5 protein-coding genes are annotated in these 6,000 nt (G+C 36.1%); 1 reads left to right on the top strand and 4 read right to left on the bottom strand.

All coding sequences use genetic code 11. The annotated features are described in order from the left end of the window. Positions 1-228: 228 nt before the first annotated feature. Both speB and speE read right to left on the bottom strand, forming a co-directional pair. On the bottom strand, positions 229-1,104 hold the full coding sequence (gene speB / locus BFA01S_RS12635; protein WP_066230836.1) for an agmatinase: 876 nt from the start codon (positions 1,102-1,104) through the stop codon (positions 229-231). A gap of 25 nt (positions 1,105-1,129) precedes the next feature. Then, the gene (speE, locus tag BFA01S_RS12630; protein ID WP_066230833.1) at positions 1,130-1,960 is read right to left on the bottom strand and encodes a spermidine synthase; all 831 of its coding nucleotides are present in this window, start codon (positions 1,958-1,960) and stop codon (positions 1,130-1,132) included. 390 nt (positions 1,961-2,350) lie between these two features. Here speE and BFA01S_RS12620 point away from each other — a divergent pair, with 390 nt between their 5' ends. After that, positions 2,351-4,417 carry a transglycosylase domain-containing protein gene (locus tag BFA01S_RS12620; protein ID WP_066230826.1) on the top strand — a complete coding sequence of 689 codons (2,067 nt, stop codon included), beginning with the start codon at positions 2,351-2,353 and terminating at the stop codon, positions 4,415-4,417. 199 nt (positions 4,418-4,616) lie between these two features. Here the strand turns inward: BFA01S_RS12620 and BFA01S_RS12615 are convergent, their stop codons facing one another. Both BFA01S_RS12615 and BFA01S_RS12610 read right to left on the bottom strand, forming a co-directional pair. After that, positions 4,617-5,132 carry a YwhD family protein gene (locus tag BFA01S_RS12615; protein WP_066230823.1) on the bottom strand — a complete coding sequence of 172 codons (516 nt, stop codon included), beginning with the start codon at positions 5,130-5,132 and terminating at the stop codon, positions 4,617-4,619. A 65-nt stretch (positions 5,133-5,197) separates the two neighbouring features. Beyond that, positions 5,198-5,869: a site-2 protease family protein gene (locus BFA01S_RS12610; RefSeq protein ID WP_066230820.1), complete on the bottom strand. Its 672-nt coding sequence runs from the start codon at positions 5,867-5,869 to the stop codon at positions 5,198-5,200. Positions 5,870-6,000 lie beyond the last annotated feature (131 nt).

The following is a 6,000-nucleotide window of genomic DNA, read 5'->3' as shown; positions in this document are numbered from 1 at the left end:
AAGTGGGAGTCTTACTGATCGTTAAGGCTAGGATAACTTTAAATAGTATAAAGATTGCTTCATAAATTAGCAAGATAGCGGAAAAATTAGAGTTAAGGACCGCAGCTTGTAAATAATAACGGCGAATTTTCATTTTACCTTCTCAGCGATATTTCAATTATATCAGCGATTTTCCTATTTAAAAAGCTGATTATCAGGTTGCACCGTCTAATCAGCTTTTTGTCTTGTTTATTTTTTTACAAAGCCTAACATCATTTCACGGATTAATTTACTTGCTGTGTTAACCGTTTGTTCTGATGGATCGTAAATAGGAGCGATTTCAACTAAATCGCAGCCAACAACATTCACTTCTGAGCGAGCAATTTCATGAATGGAAGCTAGTAATTCTCTTGAAGTAATACCGCCTGCATCAACTGTTCCTGTTCCAGGCGCATGTGCCGGGTCAAGCACATCGATATCGATTGTCACATAAACAGGACGGCCCGCAAGCTTAGGAAGCATTTCCTTTAACGGCTCAAGCACTTCAAATTTAGAAATATGCATTCCAACTTCTTTTGCCCATTCGAATTCTTCTTTCATTCCTGAACGGATACCGAATGAATAAACATTTTTAGGTCCAATTAAGTTGGCGATCTTCTTAATTGGTGTAGAATGTGAAAGAGCCTCTCCTTCAAATTCATCACGTAAATCTGTATGTGCATCCATATGAATAATAGCAAGGTCTGGATACTTACGGTACACCGCTTGCATAACAGGCCATGATACAAGATGTTCACCGCCGATTCCAACCGGAAATTTATTTGCCGCTAAAATTTTCTCAACAAATTCCTCAATCGTATCTAAGCTTTTTTGCGGGTTACCGAATGGAAGCGGAATATCTCCTGCATCATAATATTTTATATCTGCCAGATCACGGTCTAAATACGGGCTGTATTCTTCCAGGCCGATAGACACTTCACGGACACGAGCCGGGCCAAAACGTGAGCCGGGACGGTAGCTTACTGTCCAGTCCATTGGCATTCCGTAAATAACAGCTTCACTTTCTTCAAAATTAGGATGACTTTTTATAAATACATTACCTGAATAAGCTTCATCAACACGCATAATCTTCTTCTCCGTTCTTTCTAGTTTAGTTAACTAAGTCATTTACGAACTTAGGTAAAACAAATGCCGCTTTATGAATATCTTTCGTATAATATTTCGTATCTATTTCATGGAAGCGTTCTTCTCCTACTTCAAGCGGATCATATTTCTTAGAACCGATTGTAAATGACCATAGCCCACTTGGATATGTAGGAATATTAGCTAAATATAGCCGCGTAATCGGGAAAATCTCTTTGACATCTCTCTGAACATTTGAAATAAGGTCTGGTGTAAACCAAGGATTATCCGTTTGTGCTACGAAAATCCCATCGTCTTTAAGCGCTTTTGAAATTCCTGCATAAAAGCCTTTCGAAAATAAGTTAATAGCGGGTCCAACAGGCTCTGTTGAATCAACCATAATAACGTCATACTCATCTTCACTTTTTGCGATATGCATAAATCCGTCACCGACTTGCACATCAACACGGGAATCATCTAATTTACCGGCAATGGAAGGTAAATACTTCTTCGAGTATTCAATTACCTTTCCATCAATATCAACGACAGTTGCCTTCTTCACACTTGGATGCTTTAATATCTCCCGAATAACTCCGCCATCTCCACCACCAACAACTAATATATGTTCAGGGTTTGGATGAGTAAATAAAGGAACATGTGCAACCATTTCATGGTACACAAATTCATCTACCTCTGAAGTCATAACCATACCGTCAAGAAAAAGCATGTTGCCGAATTCCTCTGTTTCCACCATTTCTAACTTTTGAAAATCTGTTTGCTCTGTATGTAAAGTCTGTTTAATTTTCATTGTAATACCAAAGTTCTTTGTTTGTTTCTCCGTATACCAGAGTCCACCCATCATAACCACCCTTTCCATTGTTCCAGCATTTTTCTTTTATCTCGCTTTTTATAGCCGGTAAAAATACTGACTAGAGAGATAAGAGCTCCTTCCGCTGATGGAAGTTTCTTCACTTTTATATCGTACCCGAAATTCGGGAAATTAAAAAAAGGCCAGGTATTTATAAAGGGCGGCAACAAACAATTTTCTCCCGCTTCTAGCAGCTAAACAACATAAAGGAATACGAAAATACCCCTTTTCCACAAAAAAAGTATAGATGAATCTAGCAAAAAAGCAAGAAAAATATTCATTTTTTCATAGATAGTGTTTAAAAAAACTTTAATTATCTCATACTGTTTAACAATATATCATACGGTTAAATAGCGTTTAAAACCTTGAGGTGAACACGTAATGGATATTATTACACCAAAAAGAATTCGAATAACGTTGAAGACAGTACGTGCTTTTATTTTTATAAGCATTTTATTCTTTTTACTTTTTTCATTCATGGCAGGAAGCTTTATTCTATATGCAAAAATACAAGGGCCTCCCTCTTTATCTGTACCGCAAACAACTATTTTCTATGCAGATAATGGCACGAAAATCGGTGAATCCCATAATGGAGAAAAAAGATATTGGGTACAGTTGAAGGATATTTCTCCAAATGTAGTTAACGCAACTTTAGCGATTGAAGATAGAAATTTTTATAATCATAGCGGTTTTGATTATAAAAGAATTGCTGGGGCTGCGATTGCAGATATAAAAGCTTTGGCAAAAGTACAAGGTGCAAGCACTATTACCCAGCAATACGCACGTAATCTATTTCTTGAACATCATAAGACATGGAAAAGAAAAGCATTAGAGGCTTTGTATACAGTTAGAATCGAGCTTAATTACGAAAAAGGTGAAATATTAGAAGGCTACTTAAATACTATTTACTACGGTCACGGAGTATACGGTATCGAAGCTGCGGCTAATTATTATTTCGGGAAAAAAGCAGAAGAGCTAACCGTAGCTGAGGCTGCCCTGTTAGCAGGCATTCCAAAAGGGCCTAGTGTATATTCCCCTTATATTGATGAACAGAAATCATTAGATAGAAAAAATGTTGTGCTGCAAACAATGAAGGAAGCAAAATTCATTACGAAGGAGCAGCATGAGAAAGCCTTAATCGAAGATATAACATTCAGAACAAGAAAAGGAAATGCTCAAAATCGTATCGCTCCATACTTTCATGATTCAGTTATGAAAGAGGCAGCAAATAAATTAAACATTGATGAACAGCAAATTAGAACATCCGGTTTAAAAATCCATACAACCCTTAATCAGAATATGCAAGAGATTGCAGAGGAAGTTATAACTAAATCAATTGATACTAATTCTCTTATTCAAACTGGCTTCATTGCTATGGACCCGAATACAGGAGAAGTAAAAGCACTTGTCGGCGGACGTAATTATGAGGAAAGCCCTTTTAATCGCGTAACACAGGCTAAAAGGCAGCCTGGTTCAACAATGAAGCCTATCCTCTACTATGCAGCTGTTAACACTGGCTTTACACCTTCTACAGTAATGAGAAGTGAGCCGACTACCTTCCAATATGATGATGGACAGTCTACTTATAAACCAAGTAACTATAATGATTATTACGCAAATGACTTGATTACCTTATTAGAAGCAATGGCACTTTCCGATAATGTGTACGCTGTAAAAACTCATCTTTATCTGGGCATGGATGAATTAATTAAAACGGCTAAGCAATTAGGAATTAACACAAAGCTAAACAAAGTGCCGTCGCTTGCACTGGGAACTTCACCAGTTCGGTTAATCGATCTTGTAAATGCTTATGGAATAATCGGAAATGGCGGCAAACGAATCGAACCTGTTTTTATAAAGAAAGTGGAAGATGCCAATGGAAATGTGTTGTATGAAGAAAAGAAAGATCAAGAACAGATTTTAGATGAAGATGCAGCATTTGTAACGACACATATGATGACTGGTATGTTTGATAAGCGATTAAATTCTTATACATCTGTAACCGGGCAAGGTGTCGCTAATATGTTAACAAGAGATTATGCCGGAAAATCTGGAACGACAGAAACAGACAGCTGGATGGTCGGCCTGACACCTCAGCTTGTAACAGGTGTATGGACTGGTTATGATAAAGGAAAATCAATCAATATTGTTGAAGAAAAAGGCTATTCAAAATTAATCTGGGCAAAATTTATGGAAGAAGCACTCAAAAATAAGGCTTCTAAAAAATTCAAGCCATCTAACGGAGTTATCGGGGTCTATATTAATCCCGAATCAGGAAAAATTGCTACAGAAGACTGTCCAACAGAACGTCTCACATACTATATTGCAGGTACTGAACCAGTTCAATATTGCAAAGCACATATCGGGGAACAAAAAAATGATAAACAAGAAAATAGTCAGAGTGATACAAAGAAGACATGGTATGAAAAAATATTCAAGTGGAACTAAATATAAAACGGTTACATTTCTTTCTTTTATTGAAAAAGGCTGACAAATAATTGTCAGTCCTTTTTCGTGTCCTAGTTTTACAACTGCTTCTAGTCTACTAATTTTACTGTTTAAGCTCAAGAATTTAACAAATCATTCACATTATTGTCACATTTTCGACAAAAATGAATTTATTCCCAGTTATATTAAAACTGAAAATTTATTTCACAGTCAAACCAGTCTTTAATTCTTCGTTTGAACGTTCCCACATTCCTATATCATGCTTTTTCAAGAAGCTTTCGAGAATCTTCTTTGAACGGTCATCCATAATATCCACAATAATATGTCTTTTTATTGATTTATCCATTCGATTGACATGCTCAGGAAGCGATTTATATCCTCTTCTAATTTCTCTATCGACAGTCAGTTCACAAGCAGTTACACCCGCATAATACGGTCCTTCTTCTTTACGGTCAATCGTTATCCAAACTAACCAATATGGTTTGCCATTTGGCACATCTTCTTTGTTCGGTAAAAATTTAATACCCTTTTCAACAACACTTCTTGCATGCATCGCTCCAATATCAACGAATGCTTCATCATTTTCTATATCGATAAAAACAGGTGAAACATTATCCAGGCTCAGTGCCCCAATACCAAAGCCTCCATGACCATCAGTCGGGTCATTTTTTATAATATTAAAACCAATACTTTTCTTCTTTTTATTTTCTTCCATCATAAAGTCCCCCTTTAAAATCAATTTTTCATCTTCATCCTTTTTCTAAATTTAAAGCTAAAATATTATTTTGCGATAAAAGGACTCAAGATTAAATTAAATAATGTTAAAATGATTTCCATGCCATTATTTATCAATGGATGAATCGTATATTGATCCAGTGGAGTAATAACGAGAATGAGAAAAACAACGATTGCATAGTTTTCATACTGTGTCATCTTAGCACGTGTATTTGCTGACACTAGGTCTTGAATAATCCGATAGCCGTCAAGCGGTGGCAGAGGAAGTAAATTAAAAATAAATAAAAGAATATTTAAGTTTATTAGAATAGTAAAAAATTGTTCTAATCCTTCCACCATATATACCGGTAAAAAACTGAGCACATTTGTAGAAGCAAGAACTACAAACATAGCCATCCCGATAAATGCAATAACGAGATTACTTAAAGGTCCAGCAACTGAAACAAGTATCCCTGCAAGACGCGGATTTTTGAAGTAGAAGCGGTTTACAGGTACAGGTTTTGCCCAGCCAAATCCCGCAATGAAAATAAGTATCGTTCCGAATGGGTCTAAATGGGCCAGCGGTGACAATGTTAATCTTCCCTGATCTTTCGCTGTCGAGTCACCAAATTTATATGCAACATAGGCATGAGCAAATTCATGAACCGTAAATGCGATCATAAGTGCAATAATAACATAAGGTATGTATTCTAATGGGAAAGCTAAAAATGATTCCATTAATTTCTCCCTACAACAATTAAGATTTTTACAAATAAAGTATACTAAATTTTAAATAAACTTACACCTTTTTAAAAATAGGAGCTGTCTAACAAAAAGTCTGCAGACAGCATCGCTAAGTCTATATAAGT

The sequence above is a fragment of the Metabacillus fastidiosus NBRC 101226 genome (assembly GCF_001591625.1).
Classification (GTDB): Bacteria; Bacillota; Bacilli; order Bacillales; family Bacillaceae; genus Metabacillus; species Metabacillus fastidiosus.
The sequence above is the reverse complement of the archived record's forward strand: the minus strand, read 5'-3'. Positions and strand labels throughout refer to the sequence as shown.